The sequence below is a fragment of the Bacillus sp. EB01 genome (assembly GCF_000613125.1).
Lineage (GTDB): Bacteria > Bacillota > Bacilli > Bacillales > Cytobacillaceae > Bacillus_D.
Window position 1 is genome coordinate 270,073 of the sequence record NZ_HG964497.1, and the last position, 22,449, is coordinate 292,521.

Sequence of the window (22,449 nt, forward strand, 5' to 3'; positions counted from 1 at the left end):
AAACCCTCCTTATGTCAATCTGGTTGACAACCGGAGGGTTAAAGGAAAAACCTTCTCTTATTCGGATTTATATACCCCAATCAGCCTTCAATATTTCCTTTAGCAATTCAAGCCGATCTTCACCAATTCGCAATGCTATCTTTTTTTCAAGCGTTGCCTTAAGGGCTTCATTTTTTTCATAGCATTCTTCCCCTAGTGCAGTTAATTTAATTGATTTCTCTTTTTTGTTGTTTTCAACATTGTGTATTTCAACAAGCCCCTTCGCTTCAAGGCTTTTTATGAACTTATGAGTAGCTTGCCTCGAGATACTGACGTTTTTGGAGACATAAGAGATGGTAGGATGTTTTTTATAGATGCGTGACATAATGTACCATTCAGAGTTGGAGATATAGATTTCACTATTATCATTCCACGATTTTTCAGCAATTTCACGAACCAATCCGTGGCGCTCGCTAAGTAAATCGATAAGATCAAGATTCTGTAATAATTCCGAGCTTTGGCTCAAATTGGTTCACTCCTTCGATTTGTTCGCCACCTACTATACAAAATCGGAATAATCTTGTCAACAAAGTTGACGTTTTTCATAAAAAACAGCCCCGAGTTTTACTCAGGGCTGATTTTAGTAATAATGTATTCCGTTTAATACATTGTCATGTATTGCTCGCGCTCCCAAGGGTGAACCTGTGTACGGAACATATCCCATTCGATTTCTTTCGCTTCAACGAAGTGTTCGAAGATATGCTCACCAAGTGCGGAGACAATAACTTCATCTGATTTCAGGTATTCCAATGCTTGTGCTAGTGTTGCCGGAAGATCAGTTATCCCTTCTGCATTCCGCTCTTCTCTGTCCATTACATAGATGTTGCGGTCAACCGGCGCAGGCGGAGTAAGATTGTTTTTGATTCCATCAAGCCCCGCCTTTAGAAGTACAGCCATTGCAAGATATGGATTTGCTGCAGGGTCAACGCTTCTCACCTCAACACGTGTGCTTAGGCCGCGTGATGCAGGAATACGAACAAGCGGTGATCTATTTTGAGCAGACCAGGCAACATAGCAAGGTGCTTCATAACCTGGTACAAGGCGCTTGTATGAATTTACAGTCGGATTCGTAACTGCAGTGAAGTTTGTAGCGTGCTTCAAAATACCCGCAATAAATTGATATGCAGTTTCACTAAGCTTGAGTTCGCCTTCTGTGTCAAAGAATGCATTTTCACCGTTTTTAAACAATGAAAGGTTGCAGTGCATTCCGGATCCACTTACTCCAAAGAGCGGCTTCGGCATGAATGTTGCATGCAGGCCATGCTTCCTTGCAATGGTTTTTACAACAAGCTTGAATGTTTGAATATCGTCACATGCTCTAATTGCATCAGCATATTTAAAATCGATTTCGTGCTGGCCTGGTGCCACTTCGTGATGGGAAGCTTCGATTTCAAAGCCCATTTCTTCAAGTTCAAGAACGATATCACGGCGGCAGTTTTCACCAAGGTCAGTCGGAGCAAGGTCGAAATATCCTCCATTGTCGTTCAGCTCAAGAGTAGGTTCACCTTTATGATCAAGCTTGAACAGGAAGAATTCTGGTTCAGGCCCTAGATTGAAATTCGTGAAGCCAAGCTCTTCCATTTCCTTAAGAACCTTTTTCAAGTTATTGCGCGGATCACCGGAAAACGGTGTGCCGTCTGAATTGTAAATATCACAAATCAACCGGGCAACCTTGCCTTTTTCAGCGGTCCACGGGAATACAACCCATGTATCAAGGTCTGGATAAAGAAGCATATCGGATTCTTCAATACGGACAAAGCCTTCAATGGAAGATCCGTCAAACATCATCTTATTATCAAGTGCTTTATCAAGCTGGGAAACTGGAATTTCAACATTCTTAATGGTTCCCAGAATATCGGTGAACTGCAACCGGATGAATTTCACATTTTCTTCATTTGCTAAACGTTTAATGTCTTCTCTAGTAAATCTACTCAAGTAACTTCCTCCTTTAATGTAAATGACAGTTCGTGGGTTCTCTCAATCCCCACTAATAGGCAGCAAAGCGAAATTTTTCGAAAGGGAAATCCCGACCTTTAGGCTCAGCTGCCTACAAGGAATGCTTACCGACTTTTAAGGTGTTAAGACAGATTTAATGAAAGAACCGGAACATATCCCCTTGCCTGAGCGTGGAACGGTTAAACCGTCCAGCCTGCAGCAACTCATTGCGAAGCAACTTCCTTAACTCATCATTGGTAAGATTCTTTTTTGGTTTTTCTTCCGCTTCAAGTTCCGGCTGTTCGGATTGCTTTACAAGGAATAACTGCTTGATTCCCGCCATATTTATACCACGGTCAATCAATTCCTTAATTTCGAGCAAACGGTCAATATCGTTCAAACTAAACATCCGCCTGTTTCCTTCTGTTCTTGCTGGAGAAATCAACTGGTGTTCTTCATAATATCGGATTTGCCGTGCAGTCAAATCTGTAAGCTGCATCACAATTCCGATCGGAAACAGCGGCATGGAGCGGCGGATTTCACTTCCCCCCATGATTTCTCCTCCCTTTTGTGTTTCATAGTTGAATTATATTCAATGTAATGTATGTTGTCAATCATATGTTAGGTTTTCTGACATGGTTTTTGAATCCAGGGGGAAAATAAATGAAGAATACTTCATTTTAGCGGGAGGATCTTCAGCCACTCCTTATTTGTCGCTCAAAGCGGGAAAAACTATTCCTGTACTCGCTTTCCCTTTGATGCGTATTCTAAAACTTTTTCTTAAGAAATGGGATATACTGAGGCCGCGCAACTATCCATTGTTTACGGCTAAACAGATGGGCAAAAGCCCAAATCTTGGCGGCATAAGGATTAAGAAATTCTATTGACGACCGTACCCACCAATTCTTTACCTGCAGGGGCGTCAAGAACCTCTATTGACGACCGTAGCTACTAATTCTTTACCCCCAGGGTCGTCAAGAACCTCTATTGACGACCGTAGCTACTAATTCTTTACCTCCAGGGTCGCCAAGAACCTCTATTGACGACCGGGCTCTCCATTCCATAATCAGCAGAGTCGTCAAGACCCCTTATTGACCACCATTTCCACTATTTTTTACTGCTCGTGTTATGAGCCAAAACAACAACGCGAAAAGACAGCGGTACATCCCGCTGTCCTTCTTCTTACGCCATTTTATTTTCTATCAATCGGTCCAGCGCAAGACATACAGCAATTTTCACATGGGAATACGTCAGTCCCCCTTGTACATACGCTACAAAAGGCGGTCTAAGCGGGCCGTCAGCTGTCAATTCAATGCTTGCTCCCTGTATGAATGTCCCTGCTGCCATAATGACATCGTCCTCATAACCTGGCATATAGGCTGGATACGGAGTTACATAAGAATTTACCGGAGAGGCATACTGGATGGCCTGGCAGAAAGCTAGCATCCTCTCGCGGTCATCAAACTGAACAGATTGAATTAAATCAGTCCTTTTCGCGTCCCAACTTGGTTGCGATTTCATCCCGAATCTCTCCAGGATAGCCGAAGTAAAAACCGCTCCTTTGAGTGCCTGCCCAACAACATGAGGAGCCAAAAAGAACCCCTGATACATTTCCTGGAGACTGTATAGCGATGCTCCAGCCTCGGCACCAATCCCAGGAGACGTCATCCGATACGAACATGAGTCCACGTATTCCTGTTTACCTACAATGTAACCGCCAGTTTTAGCTATGCCGCCACCTGGATTCTTTATCAGCGAGCCTGCCATCAAATCGGCTCCAACATGGCAAGGCTCCATCGTTTCCACAAATTCTCCGTAGCAATTGTCCACAAACACGACAACATCGCTTTTAATTTCCTTTACAAATTTGCACATCTGGCCAATTTCCTCAACCGTGAAGGAGGGTCTTGTTGCGTAACCTTTCGAACGCTGAATACCGATCATTTTTGTATTGGGGTTGATTACATCGGCAACTCCCTGCCAGTCTATCCCGCCGTCTTGTGTCAGTTCAACACTGTTATAAGAAATACCAAATTCCTTCAACGATCCATTACCAGTTCCGCGAATCCCAACGATTTCTTCCAGTGTATCGTAAGGTTTTCCTGTTATGTATAAAAGCTCATCACCCGGTCGGAGTATACCAAAGAGCGCGATGGAAATCGCATGAGTGCCCGAAATGATTTGCGGCCTTACAAGCCCCGCCTCGGCCCCAAAAACGTCTGCATAAATGCTGGCCAGCACATCTCGGCCCGCGTCATCATAACCGTAGCCTGTAGAAGGAATGAAATGAGAGTCATTGACCTTATGCTTTTGAAAACTCTGTAGGACACGGAATTGATTAATTTCTACAGTCGCATCAATTTCTTCGTGTATTTCCCGTACTTGAGCTTCTACCTCCTTCGAAAGTTGTTTTAGTTTGTCTCCGTGTTTCATATGCTCAAACATGTTGCTGCTCCATTCTAAACTGTATATTTTTGTAGATGCCCTGTCACTTGATGATCCCTCAAGGTATACCCTTTACAGCTATATAGCTGATGCTCCTCAATAAAGGAAAGTTCCCTTAAAATTGTTTCATTTTTTAGCAGAGACAAGAGCTTTCCCTCTGTGGCCGGGATAAGGACATTATAAGATTCCATTATCGAAATGGCTGTTTCTTCAATTTTCCGTTTCAGTGCATCCCGATCGTCTTTATCAAAAGCTGAAATAAATGCCGTCGGCGTATTGGCGGTTGGAACAAAATCAGGATGCTGGATATCTCTTTTGTTGTAAACAGTCAATTGCGGTATGTCATGAACATCCAATTCCTCAAGCAGCCTGTTCACTGTTTTTTCATGGTGGAAATAATCAGGGTTGGACATGTCGACCACATGAAGGATTAAATCTGCTTCCTTTACCTCCTCCAGTGTTGAACGGAAAGCTGCAATCAATGACGTCGGCAAATCCTGAATGAATCCAACCGTGTCGGTGATCAGGGCAACAAAGCCGCTTGGTAAAATAACCTTCCTCGTCATTGGATCGAGAGTCGCAAACAATTGATTTTCCTCATAAGAATCTGCTTCCGAAAGCCGGTTGAATAAAGTGGACTTCCCGGCATTAGTGTAGCCAGCAATGGCTATCTGGAATGCCTTGTTCTTTTTGCGGCGCTCCCGGTAACGGTCCCGATGCTGGACGATGACCGCAAGCTGCTGCTTAATTTCATCAATCCTTCTTCTAATATGGCGCCGGTCTGATTCAAGCTTCGTTTCACCAGGTCCCCGCGTACCAATACCGGCCCCAAGACGGGATAACGATATACCCTGCCCCGCCAGACGGGGCAATAGATACTGAAGTTGGGCGAGTTCCACCTGTAGCTTTCCTTCTTTGGAACGGGCTCGCTGGGCAAAGATATCCAGAATCAGCTGTGTCCGATCGATAATCCTTGCATCAAGCTCAGAGCCAAGGTTCCGCTTTTGGCTTGGTGAAAGTTCATCATTAAAGATAACAAGGTCGGCTTCAAGCTGCTCTACCAGTCCCTTAAGCTCCTCTACCTTCCCTTTGCCAATGTATGTAGCAGAATGGATTCTTTCCCGCTTCTGAATTACCGACACCAGGACTTCTCCTCTTGCCGTTTCGGTAAGGGAAACCAGCTCCTCCATCGAATATTGAAAACGGAGATCATCATCATCTGTAGTCTGGCACCCGACCAGGATTGCCCTTTCTTTCTCTAACTTGGTTTCCATGAGCCCACCTCATTTCGCTTTTCTTTTTCCCATCATACCAAAACTTCATTGAATACTCTAATCCTGAAAAGTCCAATCTTGATGAGACGGTCAATTTTTGACGCATCGAATTTGTTACCATTTGTGTCCAAACTAGTGAATACTGGCGATATAATTGTGACAATGGGGGATATATTCTCAGTAGCGTCCGATAAATTTGTGGAAAAGGGGGATATATTTCTAAAACAGTCCGATAAATTTTTAGTAACGGGGGATAAACTCTATTCGACGGGGTAGCTGCGGATACTAGTTGACCTGTCTATACAAAACAGTCCGCATCTGATTGGTTACCGAACATCGTTCACCATCCCGCAGGCAACCCAGCTGTGAAACATTCGCTGTGTATCAAGAAAAATCGAGGCGTGACAGGCACTGTTCGCATTTTTCGCAGCGCTCGCTAAAAACCAAATCCCATCAGGAACCGCACACCACAAAAAAAGAGGCCGAGGCCTCTTTCAGTAAAATCACAATCACTTATTCACATACTGCATCAGGGTTTCAGGGTCGAAACCGAGCACCCAATGGCCATTTACTTTTGTTTGCGGCACACCCATTTGACCGGTTTCATCAACCAACCGCTGTGCTGCAATCGGGTCATTTTGTACATTAACTACTTTATAGTCCAATCCTTGAGCCTCAAGGAAGTTTTTCATCATTGTGCAGTACGGTCAAGTGTTGGTTGTGTAAACTGTAATATCGTTCATTTTCCATTCCTCCCATCATCTTACTCATAAAGTAGCAAATCGGCTTACCTCTTACAAATTATCTGCCCAAAAGCCCTAAAGGATACCGTCCTTATTTTTCTTTCCCTCTTTTTTCGTTTCTAAGCAAAAAAAATAGACCCTCAAATAGGGTCATTACTCTTCCTCAAAAATAAGGTCATTGCTGCGGATTGTCATTAGGTCGTGCCTGTCATAGCTGCTTTGCAGCAAAAGTCTCATTGCCTGGGCACGGATCGATTTTTCAATTATATTTCTGATATACCGCCCATTTGAAAAAGCGTTCGGAGACAAGGTGGACCTTAGCCAGACCAGATGCTCGCGCAGCTTCCGTTCTGCTTCGTGGCTTAGTGCATAATCGCGTTCCTTTGCCATTCGTTCGGCGATTTCCATCAGCTGGTCAATTTTATAATCAGGAAAATCAATTACTAGCGGGAAGCGGGAATGCAAGCCAGGATTAAGCGAAAGAAAATAATCCATTTCACGAGAATAGCCAGCAAGAATTAAAATGAAATCATGCTGTTTGTCTTCCATATGCTTCACCAATGTATCAATGGCTTCCTTGCCAAAATCCTTTTCGCCGCCACGCCCAAGAGAATATGCTTCGTCAACGAACAAAATGCCGCCCAGCGCCTTTTTGACCAGATCGCGGGTTTTTTGTGCAGTATGCCCGATATATTCCCCAACCAAATCTGCTCGCTCCGCTTCTATCAGATGCCCTTTGGATAGAACATTCATCTTCTGAAACAGCTTCCCAATCAGCCTGGCAACGGTAGTTTTCCCTGTTCCAGGGTTGCCTTTGAACATCATATGGAGCGCTTGTTTTTTGGCTTTCAATCCGGCTTCCTCGCGCTTTTTGTTTATATAAATCCAGGCATAAATCTCTTTTATGGTTTTTTTCATTTCCTCCATACCAACTAACGCGCCCAACTCTTCTTCTATTTCTTTTAAGGCGGCATGTTCCTGGCTGGTTATGCGAGGTGATGTCTGAGGGAGGCTTAACTCCTTCGTGGCAGGCTTTCGTTTTTGGCTGTTCAGCACAATGCTGATTTGCCCATTGTCTTTCATGCGCATAGGCTGGTCCAAAGCGTTCACCTCTCATCATCAAACAGTATACGCATTCTTAGCTGTAAAGTTTTAAGGAACAGGCTTTGGAAACCCGGCTCCCCTTTCTGGAATAGGAATCCTTCTGGGAAAGCCCTCCTTCTTACTATACTTATTCAACAGCACCGTAAAATATATGGAAAAATAAAAAAGGCCCAAAAATGGGCCTGTTTATCTTAGATCATTAGGTTTATTGGCCTTCAAGGTCCAATTGGACATTGCGGGCAGGAGCAAACGTAGAAATGGCATGCTTATATACAAGCTGCTGTTTCCCTTCGGATTCAAACAGGACAGTAAAGTTATCGAAACCTTTGATTTGGCCCCTCAATTGGAATCCGTTCAAAAGGAATACAGTTACATTTGTGTTGTCCTTGCGAAGCTGGTTCAAAAATTGGTCCTGAATATTGATGGCTGTTTTCATAATAAAAATCCTCCTCTTTTATCTCTACTATTATGTATTCGATTTTACTTGAAGCTTTCCTTCAACATACCCGGAAATTTCGGTTATTTTTTTTGAAAGGCCGTCTTCGTTTGTCATATCATACCATTCCACATCCATCTTATTTCGAAACCATGTGAGCTGGCGTTTTGCATACCTTCGTGAATTTTGTTTTAACATTTCAACTGATTCTTCAAGATTTCTTTCTCCATCGAAATACGGAAAGAATTCCTTATAACCTATTGCCTGCATCGCCTGGGTATTACGGAACCCCTTATTCAACAGGGTACGGACTTCCTCGAGGAGACCTTCCTCCATCATTAAATCCACGCGTTTATTTATCCGCTTATAAAGTTGTTCCCTCTCCATGGTTAGCCCAATAACAGCTGCCTGATAGAGAAGGTTTGGTTCATTCCGGCTTTGGTAATCACGTAAAGGTACACCACTCCCTTTAATAATCTCGATTGCGCGGATAACCCTTCTCAAATTATTAGGATGTAAATCGCTTGCCGCCTCGGGATCCAGCTTTGCGAGTTCCTTGTGGACAGCCTCATTTCCCTCGACCCGGGCCTTTTCTTCAAGCTGTGCCCTAAATTTTTCATCGGCTGGTGACTCCGAAAATTGGTAATCATACAGTACCGATTGAATATAGAGGCCGGTACCGCCAACAATAATTGGCAGCTTTCCTTTTGAGGAAATGTCGGATATTTTCTCCCTGACGATTTCCTGGAATTCCGCGGCCGAGAAGCTTTCATCCGGTTCCTTAATGTCAATGAGGTGATGGCGTACCCCTTCCATCTCCCTTTCTGTTACTTTCGCTGTTCCAATGTCCATACCTCGGTATATCTGCATTGAATCCCCGCTAATAATTTCCCCATTGTAGCGTTTTGCAAGTTCAATCCCCAATTTGGTCTTTCCAACAGCAGTTGGTCCGATGATTACAAGCAATTTTTTCAAACTATCCAAAACGAACCTCCCGCCAAACGTTACCATAATGTTTCTATTATACACAAACTTGGTTCCCACTCCAAAAAGTGAATCTTTTTCCATCCAAGTATCGGCATAGATGCCGCTTAATATTCTTTCAAGCTTTTCATATTCTGCATAATTTTACATCTTTCTTTACAATTCGATAACTTTTGTATGACAAAGCCAATTTTACCCCCAAACCGATGGTAGTCTAATAGAAGTCTATCTTGTGTCTATGTTTTATCACATGGGATATGAATAATTTCGGCAGCTTTTCCTCGCTTCCGAAATGCAATCAAAAGGGGGATATGAAGGGTATGCTATCAAATGGTGAAATTGGAATCGATTTAGGTACAGCCAATATATTAGTGTATAGCAAAAATAAAGGAATCGCAGTCAATGAACCATCCGTTGTTGCGATTGACACAGAAACTAAAAGTGTCGTAGCTGTTGGGACGGAAGCAAAAGAAATGATTGGGAAAACTCCCGGCAAAATCGTTGCAATCCGCCCTCTAAAAGATGGAGTCATAGCTGATTATGATATGACAACCGAATTACTGAAAAGCATCATGAAAAAAGCTTCCAAGAAGTTGGGCCTCGCGCTCAGAAAGCCGAATGTGGTCGTTTGTACTCCTTCTGGATCCACAAGCGTTGAGCGCCGTGCAATTATGGATGCTGTCCGCAATGCGGGAGCAAAGAAGATTCATCTCATTGAAGAACCTGTTGCTGCAGCAATTGGTGCAGGCCTCCCGGTTGATGAGCCGATTGCGAACGTAGTCGTTGATATCGGTGGCGGAACGACAGAAGTAGCGATTATTTCGTTTGGCGGGGTAGTTGCCTGCCATTCTATCAGAATTGCTGGTGACCGCATGGATGAGGATATTATTAAACATGTCCGCAACGAATATAACGTCCTGATCGGCGAAAGGACTGCGGAACTAATCAAGAAGGAAATTGGCTACGCACTTGTAGACCATGAAGAACTTAAATTGGACGTTCGCGGCCGTGACCTTGTAACAGGACTGCCGAAGACCATCAATCTTTCATCATACGAAATCAGGGATTGCCTAAAAGAATCGCTTCTTCACATTCTTGAGGCCATCCGCGCAACACTTGAGGATTGCCCTGCTGAACTGAGCGGCGATATCGTCGACCAGGGTGTTATTATCACTGGAGGCGGCGCTCTCATGAAAGGCATGGAAGAATGGCTTTCCAAGGAAATCTTTGTACCAGTCAATGTCGCTCCCAGCCCTCTTGAGTCGGTAGCTATCGGTACAGGCAAGGCGCTTCAATACATCGGAAAGCTCCAGGCTGCGGTCAAATAATTAACCGAAATCTCACAGAGCGAAGTCGTAGTGCCGTTTCGCGCAGGAGCAAGAATTCACCGATCCGTACTTAATAAATTCTTTCTAACATGAACAAAAGCACGCCTTGACTAACCGAGGCGTGCTTACTATGTTTCTTTCAAAATGTCTATAAAATGGGCAAGAATCCTGGCTGTGAGCCCCCAGATGATCCGGCCTTCGTATTCATAAAAGTATTCATCCATCCTTGCTGCTCTAAAGTCATAATCCTTGCCGCCAATAACCCTGTCAAACGGGAAGTTTTCGTCTGGTTCAGGCTTTATATTTATGTGATATACCTCCGGTTCAGTCTCCATAAAAAATTTAAGAGGTACTGTAAAGACTTCACCCACCTCAGAAAGGTTCGGTTGAAGCTTCTCAAACCCCTCCAGAAATCCGGCATATGGATATATGATCATCCCGAACGGCGAAATCATAAAATCAAGTTGGTTCACATGTTTGATATGTTCTGTGGCAATCCCCAGTTCCTCAATCGTTTCTCGAATCGCCGCTTCCTTTTCGTTCTTGTCAGTTGGGTCCATCCTGCCTCCTGGAAAGCAAATTTCCCCAGGCTGTCGCCTAAGATCAAGAGATCGAACCTCAAACAGCACCGAAACTCCTTCCTCCATTTCTACAAGCGGAAGAAGAACTGAATACTTTGAAAAATTCTCACTCCCCAATATTTTAGGGCTGTGTATAGTCATTTTACTGATTATCTCATTCGGTTTCATTCAGCATCCATCCTACTCTCTCTATCTAAACCTGCTCTAGCTTAAGGTTATACCGTTATACTTCTTCCTCAGACAATAATTTATAGCCCATTGCAGAATTGATGTCAAGAAACACCCTATTTAGAAGGTATTTCTGGCTTTCCTTCAATAATTACGGGTATTCCATCAATGACAAAAAGCTCATAATCATCCCGTTTAAAATCAATGGTAGTGGTCAGTCGTTTGAACACCTTCCCACAAACGCCGCTTCAATCCCACTCCCTCATCCTCATATTTCTTTAATTTTTGAGCTGCGGCAGGTTTTAATGATAATTTCATTTGAACCTCACCTTCTTGATAAATATCCCCTATTTTCACATCCAGGTCCACAAGGCTTTTGTCGCATAAATGAAAAGTGCTGCCTGGGCAGCACTTGATTGTTTATTCTACTACTTCGAGAGTAACATCAATATTTCCTCTTGTTGCCTTGGAATATGGGCAAAACTCATGTGCTTTGTGGACGAGCCCCTCCAGGGTTTCCTTGTCAACACCTGTCCCTTTTACCTGAAGGTGTACAGCTAGCTTAAAGCCATCATCAGTTTCGTCTTTCAATAAGCTTACATTTGCAGTAACGTCTGAGTCAAACTTTACGCGTTCCTTTTTAGCCATAAGCTGGAGTGCCCCATCAAAACATGCAGAGTACCCGGCTGCAAAAAGCAATTCTGGATTTACCGCATCTGGAAGCTTCTCTGCTCTTGGTGTACCCGGCATAGCTGTATCAAAGTCAATATTCCCGTCGGAGGAGCGGACATGCCCTTCCCTACCGCCTGAAGCCGTAGCTGAAGACGTAAACAATTTTTCACTCATACCTATACCTCCTTCAATTGTATCTGAGTTAAGTACTCAGTCCTTCCTTATTACTTTCCACTTAAAAAAATACCTAAACCTTCCGCAAGCGCCCTTTCGCTATTCATAAAATTTCATATATATGTATAAATCAAGCTTCCAATCAGAACCTAAACCATCCAGAAGTCAGCATTTTGTCGAAATTTGCATGGCCATTGCGTTTATTAACAGCTATGATTAATTGAATAAATAAGAACGCATAAGGAGAGAGTGAAGTTGCAGCAGGATTCCATTATCATCCATACTGGCAAAACCAATATAACCATAAATGAAAGCGGCGAAGAATTGGATAATACCAATCTAATTGTCGGCAAGGAATATACAATCACCATACAAGTAACGAAACTTAAATAATATAAAACAATCCCCCTAGGCTCATTCACCAGGGGGATCGGTACTTACATAACCCTTTTAAATAGTTTTTCCATTTCATAGCTGGAAAAATGAACAATAATCGGCCTTCCATGCGGGCAAGTAAACGGATCAGTTGCCTGCCTGAGCTCGTCCAGCAGCGCCTGAATCTCATCGTTGCGCAAATGGCGATTTGCTTTGATAGAACCCTTACAGCTCATCATAATCGCTGCTTCTTCCCGCAACTTCTTAATATCAACCCTTTTCATCGAAAGAAGCTGCTCGATCATTTCCTCGATAACTTCCTTCTCCTCACCAGGCGGAAGCCACTGTGGATGGGACCGGACAATAAAGCTGTTCGGGCCGAAATCCTCAAGAAAGACGCCAACCTTCTCCAGCTCAGCCCGATATTCCCCGATTTTCAGGCATTCATCCGTTGAATACTCAAACGTAATCGGTACAAGCATATCCTGAAGCTCACTCTCAACCCTGCCGACCTTTTCACGAAAAAACTCATATTTAATCCGCTCCTGCGCGGCATGCTGATCAATAATATATAAACCATTCTCATTCTGTGCAAGAATATAAGTCCCGTGCATTTGCCCAATTGGATACATCCTCGGAACCCGTTTTGCTTCCTCAGATCCATTCCCCTCAACATCTGCATCGTTACCTATTTTAGCATCAACCTCAACCGTTTCGTCTGAAACAAACGTTTCTTCAGCTTTTGGTAAAAAGGCTTCCTTGACCTGGTCAGGCAAACTTGCCCAGCTTGTTTCCTGCTTCCTCACCGGTTTTGCGGCAAAGCCAACGCCCGAAGCAGGCACCTCATGTCCACGCCCCTCGCTTGGATTCGCCGTATCCACAGTAAACTCACTGCCACTAACAGAAGAAGACCTTTCTTGAACTGGCAGGCGTGTTTGCGATGGACCGTCCAATTGCAGCGTTGTCTGCTCTGATTTGGGCGTCACAGATTTTCCTGTTGCCACCCCGGATGGAATCAGCTGTCGCCGTTTGAACGCATCCGAAATCGTTTGGCTAACAAGCTCGTTCAACTCAGCTTCCTTGCTGATTCGGACTTCCATTTTTGATGGATGAACATTCACATCGACTAGGATCGGATCCATTTCTACATTCAGCAAAACAATCGGATAACGGCCGATTGGCAAGAGCGTATGATAGCCTTCCAATATGGCCTTAGCCAGTGCATAGTTTTTAATAAACCGTCCGTTAATCATCGTTGAGATATAGTTGCGGGAAGCCCGTGTTACCTCTGGCATTGAGGCGAAACCGGTAATTCGGTAATCCAGAGACCTGCCTTCTATCGGGACAAGCATTTTGGCAATTCCAAGCCCGTAAATCGCTGCCAGCACTTGGCGGACATCACCATTCCCATTGGTGTGAAGCAGTTTTTTCCCGTTATGGACAAGCCGGAACGATACCTCTGGATGAGATAGCGCCAGCCTGTTTACCAAGTCCGTAATATTTCCCAACTCAGTATGAATGGTTTTGACATACTTGAGGCGGGCAGGTGTGTTATAAAATAAATCCGTTACCGTGATGTCTGTACCCTTGCGGCTCGAATGCTTTTCCACCGCGACTGGCTTTCCGCCCTCAAGGACAATCCTTGTCCCAGCAGAATCACCGGTAGATGTCTTTAGTTCAAGATGCGAAACGGATGCAATACTGGGAAGAGCCTCGCCGCGGAAGCCGAGCGTACGGATACGAAATAAATCATTTTCGTCTTTGATTTTACTCGTTGCATGGCGATGGAACGCTTTTAAGACATCGCTCTCTTCGATTCCCTCGCCATTATCTGTAATTCGAATTCTCGCGAGTCCCGCCTCTTCCACATCAATTTCAATCTGGGTGCTACCTGCATCCAGGGCGTTTTCAACAAGTTCTTTTACAACAGAAGCAGGCCGTTCCACAACCTCACCGGCAGCTATTTTATTGGAGAGCGCATCATCGAGCTGTATGATCTTCCCCACGTTCCTTCACCTCCTGTTAATTCCGTGCTTTCTTTTGCAGTTCATATAACACGTTCATCGCCTCTAACGGCGTTAAATTTAAAATATCAAGATCCTTCAGCCTTTCGACCACTTTTCTTTCCTTGGATGAAAGGTTAGGCTTTTTCGGTTCCACAGGTTCATCGAAAAATGAAAGCTGCGATGCGGCCGCTTGCTGCGGCTTGACGGTTTGCTGCTCATCGTTTTCCCGGCCATCAGGGAGGACAGGGATTTTTTTCTCTTCCTGTTGTTCCAATGATGACAAAATCTCCGTGGCACGGCTGATCAGTTCTTTTGGCAGTCCTGCAAGCTGGGCAACGTGGATGCCATAGCTTTTGTCAGCCGGTCCCTCTTTTATTTTATGAAGGAATACTACACGTCCATTGTGTTCAATTGCACTGACATGAACATTTTTAAGTTTCACAAGCTCTTCTTCGAGGACAGTCAGCTCGTGATAATGTGTCGAAAATAGTGTCTTGGCGCCAATCCTTGTATGAATGAATTCAATTATCGCCTGAGCAAGCGCCATTCCATCATAGGTAGATGTACCACGCCCGATCTCATCGAAGAGAATCAAGCTGTCTTGTGTTGCATGAGCAATTGCGTTTTTTGCCTCTAGCATTTCAACCATGAAGGTACTTTGGCCTGAGACAAGGTCATCTGCCGCTCCTATCCTTGTAAACACCTGGTCAAAAATAGGAAGGACAGCCTCTGACGCAGGGACAAAACAGCCGATTTGGGCAAGAATTGAAGTAAGGGCAACCTGGCGCATATATGTGCTCTTACCGGACATATTCGGGCCTGTAATTAACAGCATTTCGCGTTCCGGGGACATGGTACAGTCATTCGGAACATATTCCTGGGCATCAAGGACCTTTTCGACAACAGGGTGACGACCATCCTTAATCATTATTTCCCTGGATGCCGAGAATTGCGGCCTTACATACTTGCGTTCCTCGCTGACTTCGGCGAAGCTTTGCAAGACATCAATTTCGCTTACAATTTTAGCAAGGGATTGAAGCCTGGGAATTTGTTCTTTGACCTGATCGCGGATTTCACAGAACAATTCATATTCCAGCTCACCGCATTTTTCTTCAGCTTCCAGAATCAACGATTCCTTTTCCTTAAGGGCCGGGGTGATGAAACGCTCGGCATTGGCCAGCGTCTGTTTTCTGTCATACTGGCCATCAGTCAGAAGATGGAGATTTGCTTTTGTCACCTCGATATAATAGCCGAATACACGGTTATAACCGACCTTTAGGGATTTGATTCCGGTCTTCTCCCTTTCTTCCTTCTCAAGCTGAGCAATCCACGTTTTGCCATTGCGGCTTGCATCCCGGTATTGATCAAGCTGCGCATTATAACCGTCACGGATAATATTTCCCTCTTTTATCGACAGTGGCGGATTATCTATAATTGCCTGCTCGAGCAGGTCTGTAATCTCCTCGCATGGATCAAGCTGCAAAGCAAGCTCATCAGCCTCGGTTCCAGGTATTCTCTGGACAATATCCTTTATATGAGGGATTTGCTGAAGCGATCGCATCAGCTGCTTCAAGTCACGGGCATTTACGTTTCCAAACGCTACCCTCCCAGCAAGCCTTTCAAGGTCATATACTTCCTTAAGCCTATCCTGCAGCTCTTTCCGTTCAAAATAAGCTCCGATAAAGCTTTCCGTCAAAGCATGCCTTCTTTCAATTTCAGCCAGGTCAATCCTCGGCCTGTCCACCCACTGTTTCAGGAGACGCCCACCCATTGCAGTCTTCGTCTCATCAAGAAGCCAGAGCAGTGATCCCTTTTTGCCCTTCGAACGAATTGTTTCGGTAAGCTCAAGATTCCTCTTTGAATAATAATCTAGTTTCATATAATGATGGACATGATAAGTAGAAACAGGCTGAAGGTGATCCAGGCTCCTCTTTTGCGTCCGGTACAAATAATTAAACAACCTTGAAACCGTGACAATCAGTTTTTCCTGATTAAGCTCGCTGGCCAGGGAGCGGAAATCGTCCTTAATACCTGTTTCCTCTTCATTTGAAATCGTCAGGACAGTCCTTTCCTGCATCCTTTTTTGTAAATCTTCGTCTAATGAAGTAGAGATGACAACCTCCTTGGCTCCAAGTACGGACAATTCATTCAACACATCTTCCGTGTTAGAGGAAAGGAGAGTTACCTTGTTTTCTCCTGTTGAAAGGTCGGTATACGCAAAACCATATGTACCATCCGAAAATTTACTTATAGTAGCAAGGTAATTGTTTTCTTTTTCATTTAGGCTGCGTCCTTCCATTACTGTTCCTGGCGTAATCAGCTGAATAACTTCCCGGCGTACAACACCTTTGGCTTGTTTCGGGTCTTCGGTCTGTTCGCATATTGCTACCTTGAAACCTTTTTCAATCAGCCGTTCAATGTAGGTTTGGGCAGAATGATAAGGAACCCCGCACATTGGGATTCTTTCTTCTCCTCCGCCTCCCCTGCCGGTTAGTGTAATTTCAAGCTCTTGAGACGCTTTGATAGCATCCTCAAAGAACATCTCATAAAAATCGCCGAGGCGGAAGAATAAAAAGGCATCCTGGTACTCTGCCTTGATTTGTAAATATTGATTGATCATTGGCGTATTAGCTGCCATCATATCCTCCCTAGGTAAGTCGTTTTAAGTGTTACAAAATAAACATTATGGCTTTCACAATCAAGCTCCAGCACGTTATGTTTCTCGAGTAAGTTCGACAATCTATTATACCATATTCCAGAAATCTGCTTTACCCGCCTCGCTCTAAAATTTCATATTGGGAAAATAAAGTAAGATTTACCAATTAGTTTGAAAATTTCGTGAAACGGGAAGTAAATCAAGTACACTAGTAAAAATTACATAAGTGGAAAATTTAAAAAGTGACTTTAGGAGGGTTGTAAATGAAGTATTCGGATGTTAAGGTCATTTATTTATTGGAGAATCGATATGTACCTGGCAAACAGGGGAAGCCGGTGTTGTATTATCCTGGAGCATTGAAGGAAACCTCGCTTTTAACTGAACAGGAACTCGTAAACCAATGGAGCAATGGCGTATCCGGGTATTATCGCAACCACCGCTCCAGCCATGAAGTCCTTGGTGTCATTCAGGGCAGCGCTGCCCTGGAATTAGGCGGTGATGGGAAAGTCCACCTTGAGGTTAAGCCCGGCGACTTATTAGTTTTCCCTTCTGGTACTGAAAAAAGACAAGTTTCTTCAAGCCCTGATTTCAAGGCCGCTGGATATTCCTCAAACTATGAAAGCAGCAATGAGGAAAGTGATTTATCGGAGATTCCCTTTTTCGCTAACAACGGAACCGAGTTTTATCAACTATCCTTCAACTTATAGATGAAAGACAGCCGCTTTGGAAGCCGGCTGCCTTTTTCATTCTGAAAAAAAGTCCTCAAATTTTTCCTTGTCTGTGCGCTCTTTATTCTGATAATAAGGATTATCTTCAGTCGGATTATCAGGATCCAAATTTGTCTTAATAACAAGGGTTGGTCCACTAGTTCTTGTTTTAGATATCATCCTGTCCTCTAGTTCCTTAAAATCTGGCAATTTTTCGTTGCCTGGCTTGAAAGGTTCTGTCATGGATGCACCTCCTCTGTCTATCTTTCCAAAAGCAAAATGTCTTATGTATGTTTTGTGTCACTACTTTTTAAATCTTTGTGAAATTATGAACAAAACACTTCTTGCACCTGCAGTCTCCAGTTAAAATAAAGGTACTAGATTGGAGGTCGAATGGTCATGGGAATGCTGATAACCTGGCTGGAGAGCCTGGCTTACGAAATTAATATTACAGCTGGGTGCCTTCATTCACTAAGCAGAAAAAGCACCTGCAATAAATGCATTGACGGTTGCCCTGTGGAAGCAATTGCTCTTTCTAATGGTAAGCCTGCTATTAACGAAGAACTTTGCACAAAATGCGGAGCGTGCATTCCTGTCTGCCCTCCTACAGCAATCCATGGCCGTTCACCGGAACGAACAGTATATAATAATGTTCTTCTTATCAACGAAGAATCGTTCCCCGGTGTAGAGGAACTTCTATATTTTTATAAAAAAGGAATCCGTACATTATCCTATAAAGATAATACTCAACAATCTCTAAAGGTGGTAAACAGGCTACTCACAGAAATGGGCGTGCCTGCTTTTAAAATAATTGACCAAACAAACTGCAAAGATAATGAACAAGGCTATTCAAGAAGGGGATTTTTCCAAAAAGCCGTGCATGAGGGACGTAAGCTCGCCGCAACGACTATTACCCCTGCCAAGTGGAGGTTCAACCAGGATGTATTTAATATACCTGGAATGTTTGATGAGACTTCTTTATATAATGCGGTAATTGACTCTAGCACTTGCACTGTATGCGAGGCTTGTTTTAAACTTTGCCCCAAACACGTATTTTCTATTGATAATGAAGTGATAATTATAAATCAAAAGGATTGCACCGGCTGCTCACTTTGCGCAGATGTTTGTACTCATGATTCAATCACAGTTTCTTTGAAAGCACACAAAGAACTTACGAGTCGAATGGAGATTCGTATAAAGGCTTGTTCTCACTGTTGCAATGCCTTTTATTCGTGGCCTAATGAATCTAATGAACTCTGTGAGCATTGCAGGAATAGACGCCAAAACGGCTACCTTAGCCCATATGGAAATTGAAAAGGGCAGCTAATTGCCCTTTTCAATCGTTTGTTAGAAAATGGGACAAAAAGAGAAAAACTAGGAAGAAAATCCTCCTAGTTGCTGCTTATTCTTCCTCTTTTCCGACAAGGAAGTCTGGATCGATTTCTTCAAACTCCTCATCATCCAGGTCAAACTCCCATTCGTCGTCCCTGTCGCAGCCATCAGGGTTAACTGCAACACAAATCTTGGTTTCCCCTACCACTTCACAGGCAAACTCCCTCTCAACATGGACAATCACCTTTCCACCCTCAGGGGATATCGCAGCCTCGCAGCAATTCGGCTGCTGAATGACTTTTGCCAAAATGCTGTCATCATCAATTACATGTTTATCACGGTACTTGAGTTTGATGACATCCTTATAACGGACACGGTCATAGGCTACGTCTGTTTTTGTATTGTCGTTATAGGAGTACCAAAGGTTAACATCATAGTATCCATGGATTTCTACGCACTTATCGGCTTTTTTAGCTTCGTATTTATGATTAATGATCCAGCAGCCCAGTATGCTGGATGGATTGTGCGTTGGATTGATTGTGTGCTGAGACTGAGTAAACTTCTGGCCCTTTGCAACGACCGCTTTTGTAATAATCTCTCTATATTCTCCCATTCGAGCAAACCCTCCTCTTTCAGTTTCACTTCATCCTATGCGTGTGCACAGACTTGGGTGCGATTAAATTGCATTGGATAAATGTTTAGGCATGCTTCATCATATGCAATAACTGAATATAGGTTCCTGCCCTATTTAAACTTGAAATCACTTGTTTGTAATTAAGTTACTTACTTGGAAAGACGTGGTTTGAATAAACTATTCTCTTGGGTGGTTTGCTAGTAAGGAGGCATTGTTCGTTCCCGATCGCTTTTGGCTTGATATGCCTATCCAAAAAGCGAGGCTAATGTTCCTAGAAGCCTTAAGACAGTTCAAGGTAAGCAAAAAATCCAAAAAAACAGGCCCTCATATTAGGGCCTGTTTACATTAATGATGGTCATGATCGTGGTCGCATCCGTCGCCCTTGCTCACGCTAGCTCCAGTTTCACCCCGAAGAACATCCCCACCTGTTGACTCAATTACAATATCAGTCACTTTGTTCGAAATCGTATTAGCAATCATTTGAAGCAATTCATTTACATCAACTTGTGATTGTTTAAAATCCTGGACAACAGGAATCTCATCCAATTGCGCTTCAAGAGATGCAATCTTGTCTTCAACTTTTTTTAAGGCTTCTGGCTTACCATAATGCTGAAGGTTAACAGCCTGTTTTTGAAGGCCCTTAATATCTGAGATCAAAGTGCTCACCTTTGGATTTTGGTGAATTTGAGCTTCAGCACGCTTGAAGAAGTCTACCTCTTCTGTTTCAGCTATCATTTTTGCTAATTCCGTTGCGCGGGCAACGATATCATCTTTAGTAAATTTCGCCATTTAGTTCACCTCAACTAGCGGTATAGCCGAATCGGTTTCTACCACTATTTCCCCATTTAATGACCATGTTTTGGCCTCGTTTATTTTTACCTTTACAATTTTGCCAATTGCAGTTTTTGGAGCTCTGAAATTTACAAGTTTGTTTTTATCTGTATAACCAGCCAGTACCTCAGGGTTATTCTTGCTTTCTCCTTCAACAAGAACTTCAACAATTTGGCCCTCATAATCTTTCAAAGCCTTCGCAGAAAGATCATTTACAAGTTTGTTCAGGCGCTGCAGCCTTGCTTTCTTCACTTCCATCGGTACATTATCCTGCATTTTTGCGGCAGGAGTTCCTTCCCTAGGAGAGTAAATAAAAGTATAAGCTAGCTCAAAGCCTACTTCCTCATATAATGACATTGTTTCTTCGAACTGCTCATCGGTCTCATTCGGATAGCCAACAATAATATCAGTAGTAAGAGCCACATTAGGAATAGCGGCTTTAATTTTCCTGACAAGTTCAAGATATTGTTCACGAGTATATTTACGAGCCATTATCTTCAAGACGTCTGTAGATCCTGATTGAACAGGGAGGTGTATATGCGGCATTAGGTTACCGCCTTTTGCAAGAACCTCAATAAGCCGATCATCGAAATCCCTTGGATGACTTGTGGTAAAACGCACCCTTGGAATATCGATTTTACGGATTTCTTCCATCAAATCACCAAGCCCATACTGGATATCATCAAAGTCTTTACCATACGCATTCACGTTTTGGCCAAGAAGGGTTACTTCCTGGTAACCTTGCGCTGCTAAATGGCGGACTTCCTGAATGATATCCTCTGGGCGTCGGCTGCGTTCTTTACCGCGTGTATACGGAACAATACAATACGTACAGAACTTATCACAGCCATACATGATGTTAACCCAGCCTTTGATATTTCCTCGGCGTACTTTAGGAAGGTTCTCAATAACATCTCCTTCCTTGGACCAAACTTCAACTACCATCTCTTTAGACATATAGGCTTCGTGTAGGATGTTTGGAAGTCGATGAATATTATGCGTACCAAAGATCATATCGACATGATGGTGCTTTTTAAGGATCCTATTAACAACCGATTCTTCTTGGGACATGCAGCCACATACACCTATGAGCAAGTCAGGCTTTTCCATTTTCAAGGCTTTCAGGTGGCCAATTTCACCAAAAACCTTGTTTTCGGCATTCTCACGGATTGCGCATGTGTTAAGAAGGATGACATCTGCAGTTTCAGTCTTGTCGGTTGGTTCATAACCTAAAGCCATAAAGATACCGGCCATAACCTCTGTATCATGCTCGTTCATCTGGCAGCCATAGGTCCGAATGTAAAATTTCCTGCCCTCTCCCATTCCCCTGAATTCCTCGGAGATGGTGAAGTCATCATGATATTTTACTTCTTCTTTGCCGCGTTTTTTTGCATCCTTCAAGGAAGGGGGTACAAAAACAGTTTCAAAATACTTGCTGTAATCCTTGGCGGATTTTTTGTCCGTTGGATTAGCTTGGTTTGAATCTAAGCGTTGGTTTTCGTTCAATGGTTCAATGCCCCTTTCTTATTTTTATCAATGGATGATAAATTGGTGGTTGGAACAATTTTTTGTCATTCTAATTGAATGAAATGACAAAATTCAATAAAATTGTGCACATTACTATAGTATAAATGGTTAATCGGCTTAAAACAATAGAAAATAGAAGTGTCTGCGGTATCTGCCATGGTCCCAGACAAACAACCACCTCAATTGTAGGTCTGTCTAGAAAGAGACAGTTATTTTGATGGTTAGGCAGTTGGAGGTTTTGACCAGAAAGGGAGTTTTTCTAGAAGTGTCCGCGGTTGAAGGGGAGATTTCGTTTAGACTGACAAAACATAGGGTTGAATGGGGAAACCCAATTAATAAAGACAGCTTTACGTTTTCTGTTTTCAATATAAAAAAGACCCCAAAAGCTAAGTTTTGGGGTCTTTCTAATGTTGCCCGGCAGCGTCCTACTCTCACAGGGGCTTACGCCCCAACTACCATCGGCGCTGAGAAGCTTAACTTCCGTGTTCGGGATGGGAA

22 protein-coding genes are annotated in these 22,449 nt (G+C 43.4%); 5 read left to right on the plus strand and 17 right to left on the minus strand.

Annotation, left to right across the window (positions count from 1 at the left end; all coding sequences use genetic code 11):
* Positions 1–67: 67 nt before the first annotated feature.
* From TY16_RS01205 to miaA, 9 genes are all read right to left on the minus strand, one after another.
* On the minus strand, positions 68–505 hold the full coding sequence (locus tag TY16_RS01205) for a MarR family winged helix-turn-helix transcriptional regulator (protein ID WP_043929845.1): 438 nt from the start codon (positions 503–505) through the stop codon (positions 68–70).
* A gap of 134 nt (positions 506–639) precedes the next feature.
* Positions 640–1,974, minus strand: a complete 1,335-nt coding sequence (gene glnA / locus TY16_RS01210; protein ID WP_043929847.1) for a type I glutamate--ammonia ligase — start codon at positions 1,972–1,974, stop codon at positions 640–642.
* A gap of 154 nt (positions 1,975–2,128) precedes the next feature.
* A complete protein-coding gene (locus TY16_RS01215) occupies positions 2,129–2,527 on the minus strand; it encodes a MerR family transcriptional regulator (protein ID WP_043929848.1) in 399 nt (132 codons plus the stop codon).
* A gap of 629 nt (positions 2,528–3,156) precedes the next feature.
* On the minus strand, positions 3,157–4,419 hold the full coding sequence (locus TY16_RS01225) for a methionine gamma-lyase family protein (protein ID WP_043929850.1): 1,263 nt from the start codon (positions 4,417–4,419) through the stop codon (positions 3,157–3,159).
* Between the two features lie 14 nt (positions 4,420–4,433).
* Positions 4,434–5,693 carry a GTPase HflX gene (gene hflX / locus TY16_RS01230; protein WP_043929852.1) on the minus strand — a complete coding sequence of 420 codons (1,260 nt, stop codon included), beginning with the start codon at positions 5,691–5,693 and terminating at the stop codon, positions 4,434–4,436.
* A 509-nt stretch (positions 5,694–6,202) separates the two neighbouring features.
* A complete protein-coding gene (locus TY16_RS01235; RefSeq protein WP_081772842.1) occupies positions 6,203–6,436 on the minus strand; it encodes a glutaredoxin family protein in 234 nt (77 codons plus the stop codon).
* Positions 6,437–6,589: 153 nt separating this feature from the next.
* On the minus strand, positions 6,590–7,537 hold the full coding sequence (gene spoVK, locus TY16_RS01240; RefSeq protein WP_043929855.1) for a stage V sporulation protein K: 948 nt from the start codon (positions 7,535–7,537) through the stop codon (positions 6,590–6,592).
* 208 nt (positions 7,538–7,745) lie between these two features.
* A complete protein-coding gene (gene hfq / locus TY16_RS01245; RefSeq protein ID WP_043929856.1) occupies positions 7,746–7,976 on the minus strand; it encodes an RNA chaperone Hfq in 231 nt (76 codons plus the stop codon).
* Between the two features lie 30 nt (positions 7,977–8,006).
* Positions 8,007–8,960, minus strand: a complete 954-nt coding sequence (gene miaA / locus TY16_RS01250; protein WP_231505545.1) for a tRNA (adenosine(37)-N6)-dimethylallyltransferase MiaA — start codon at positions 8,958–8,960, stop codon at positions 8,007–8,009.
* A gap of 320 nt (positions 8,961–9,280) precedes the next feature.
* Between miaA and mreBH the strand changes: the two genes are divergently transcribed.
* On the plus strand, positions 9,281–10,288 hold the full coding sequence (gene mreBH, locus TY16_RS01255) for a rod-share determining protein MreBH (protein ID WP_043929858.1): 1,008 nt from the start codon (positions 9,281–9,283) through the stop codon (positions 10,286–10,288).
* A 128-nt stretch (positions 10,289–10,416) separates the two neighbouring features.
* Here mreBH and TY16_RS01260 read toward each other — a convergent pair whose 3' ends face one another.
* Together TY16_RS01260 and TY16_RS01265 are read right to left on the minus strand one after the other, a co-directional pair.
* Entirely contained in the window at positions 10,417–11,037 is a 621-nt protein-coding gene (locus TY16_RS01260; RefSeq protein WP_043929859.1) for an NUDIX hydrolase, read from the minus strand.
* A 420-nt stretch (positions 11,038–11,457) separates the two neighbouring features.
* Positions 11,458–11,883 (minus strand): organic hydroperoxide resistance protein, encoded by a 426-nt coding sequence (locus TY16_RS01265; RefSeq protein ID WP_043929860.1) that lies wholly within the window; start codon positions 11,881–11,883, stop codon positions 11,458–11,460.
* 255 nt (positions 11,884–12,138) lie between these two features.
* Between TY16_RS01265 and TY16_RS26015 the strand changes: the two genes are divergently transcribed.
* Positions 12,139–12,276, plus strand: coding sequence for a hypothetical protein (locus TY16_RS26015; protein WP_155922109.1), 138 nt, complete (start codon positions 12,139–12,141; stop codon positions 12,274–12,276).
* Between the two features lie 44 nt (positions 12,277–12,320).
* Here the strand turns inward: TY16_RS26015 and mutL are convergent, their stop codons facing one another.
* A complete protein-coding gene (gene mutL, locus TY16_RS01270) occupies positions 12,321–14,264 on the minus strand; it encodes a DNA mismatch repair endonuclease MutL (RefSeq protein WP_043929862.1) in 1,944 nt (647 codons plus the stop codon).
* 16 nt (positions 14,265–14,280) lie between these two features.
* Positions 14,281–16,902, minus strand: a complete 2,622-nt coding sequence (gene mutS, locus TY16_RS01275; RefSeq protein WP_197028343.1) for a DNA mismatch repair protein MutS — start codon at positions 16,900–16,902, stop codon at positions 14,281–14,283.
* Positions 16,903–17,183: 281 nt separating this feature from the next.
* On the opposite strand from mutS, the gene TY16_RS01280 reads away from it, so the two are divergent.
* Entirely contained in the window at positions 17,184–17,627 is a 444-nt protein-coding gene (locus TY16_RS01280) for a hypothetical protein (protein ID WP_052342551.1), read from the plus strand.
* A 36-nt stretch (positions 17,628–17,663) separates the two neighbouring features.
* Here the strand turns inward: TY16_RS01280 and TY16_RS01285 are convergent, their stop codons facing one another.
* The gene (locus tag TY16_RS01285; RefSeq protein WP_043929864.1) at positions 17,664–17,870 is read right to left on the minus strand and encodes a hypothetical protein; all 207 of its coding nucleotides are present in this window, start codon (positions 17,868–17,870) and stop codon (positions 17,664–17,666) included.
* Between the two features lie 156 nt (positions 17,871–18,026).
* Here TY16_RS01285 and TY16_RS01290 point away from each other — a divergent pair, with 156 nt between their 5' ends.
* On the plus strand, positions 18,027–18,941 hold the full coding sequence (locus TY16_RS01290) for a 4Fe-4S binding protein (RefSeq protein ID WP_043929866.1): 915 nt from the start codon (positions 18,027–18,029) through the stop codon (positions 18,939–18,941).
* A gap of 88 nt (positions 18,942–19,029) precedes the next feature.
* Here the strand turns inward: TY16_RS01290 and TY16_RS01295 are convergent, their stop codons facing one another.
* The 3 genes from TY16_RS01295 to miaB all read right to left on the minus strand — a co-directional run bounded on the left by TY16_RS01295 (position 19,030) and on the right by miaB (position 21,930).
* Positions 19,030–19,572 (minus strand): outer spore coat protein CotE, encoded by a 543-nt coding sequence (locus TY16_RS01295; RefSeq protein ID WP_043929867.1) that lies wholly within the window; start codon positions 19,570–19,572, stop codon positions 19,030–19,032.
* A gap of 366 nt (positions 19,573–19,938) precedes the next feature.
* On the minus strand, positions 19,939–20,382 hold the full coding sequence (locus tag TY16_RS01300) for a RicAFT regulatory complex protein RicA family protein (RefSeq protein ID WP_043929868.1): 444 nt from the start codon (positions 20,380–20,382) through the stop codon (positions 19,939–19,941).
* Complete coding sequence (gene miaB, locus TY16_RS01305) at positions 20,383–21,930, minus strand: tRNA (N6-isopentenyl adenosine(37)-C2)-methylthiotransferase MiaB (RefSeq protein WP_043929870.1); 1,548 nt, start codon at positions 21,928–21,930, stop codon at positions 20,383–20,385.
* A gap of 238 nt (positions 21,931–22,168) precedes the next feature.
* Here miaB and TY16_RS26760 point away from each other — a divergent pair.
* A partial coding sequence (locus tag TY16_RS26760) for a hypothetical protein (RefSeq protein ID WP_231505546.1) occupies positions 22,169–22,449 on the plus strand: 281 nt, incomplete at its 3' end.

Coding starts and splice junctions, on each gene's coding strand:
- TY16_RS01215 (WP_043929848.1), bottom strand. CDS start 2,527: ATGGGGGGAAGTGAAATCCGCCGCTCCATGCCGCTGTTTCCGATCGGA.
- TY16_RS01225 (WP_043929850.1), bottom strand. CDS start 4,419: ATGTTTGAGCATATGAAACACGGAGACAAACTAAAACAACTTTCGAAG.
- hflX (WP_043929852.1), bottom strand. CDS start 5,693: ATGGAAACCAAGTTAGAGAAAGAAAGGGCAATCCTGGTCGGGTGCCAG.
- hfq (WP_043929856.1), bottom strand. CDS start 7,976: ATGAAAACAGCCATCAATATTCAGGACCAATTTTTGAACCAGCTTCGC.
- mreBH (WP_043929858.1), top strand. CDS start 9,281: ATGCTATCAAATGGTGAAATTGGAATCGATTTAGGTACAGCCAATATA.
- TY16_RS01260 (WP_043929859.1), bottom strand. CDS start 11,037: ATGAAACCGAATGAGATAATCAGTAAAATGACTATACACAGCCCTAAA.
- TY16_RS01265 (WP_043929860.1), bottom strand. CDS start 11,883: ATGAGTGAAAAATTGTTTACGTCTTCAGCTACGGCTTCAGGCGGTAGG.
- mutS (WP_197028343.1), bottom strand. CDS start 16,902: ATGGCAGCTAATACGCCAATGATCAATCAATATTTACAAATCAAGGCA.
- TY16_RS01280 (WP_052342551.1), top strand. CDS start 17,184: ATGAAGTATTCGGATGTTAAGGTCATTTATTTATTGGAGAATCGATAT.
- TY16_RS01285 (WP_043929864.1), bottom strand. CDS start 17,870: ATGACAGAACCTTTCAAGCCAGGCAACGAAAAATTGCCAGATTTTAAG.
- TY16_RS01290 (WP_043929866.1), top strand. CDS start 18,027: ATGGGAATGCTGATAACCTGGCTGGAGAGCCTGGCTTACGAAATTAAT.
- TY16_RS01295 (WP_043929867.1), bottom strand. CDS start 19,572: ATGGGAGAATATAGAGAGATTATTACAAAAGCGGTCGTTGCAAAGGGC.
- TY16_RS01300 (WP_043929868.1), bottom strand. CDS start 20,382: ATGGCGAAATTTACTAAAGATGATATCGTTGCCCGCGCAACGGAATTA.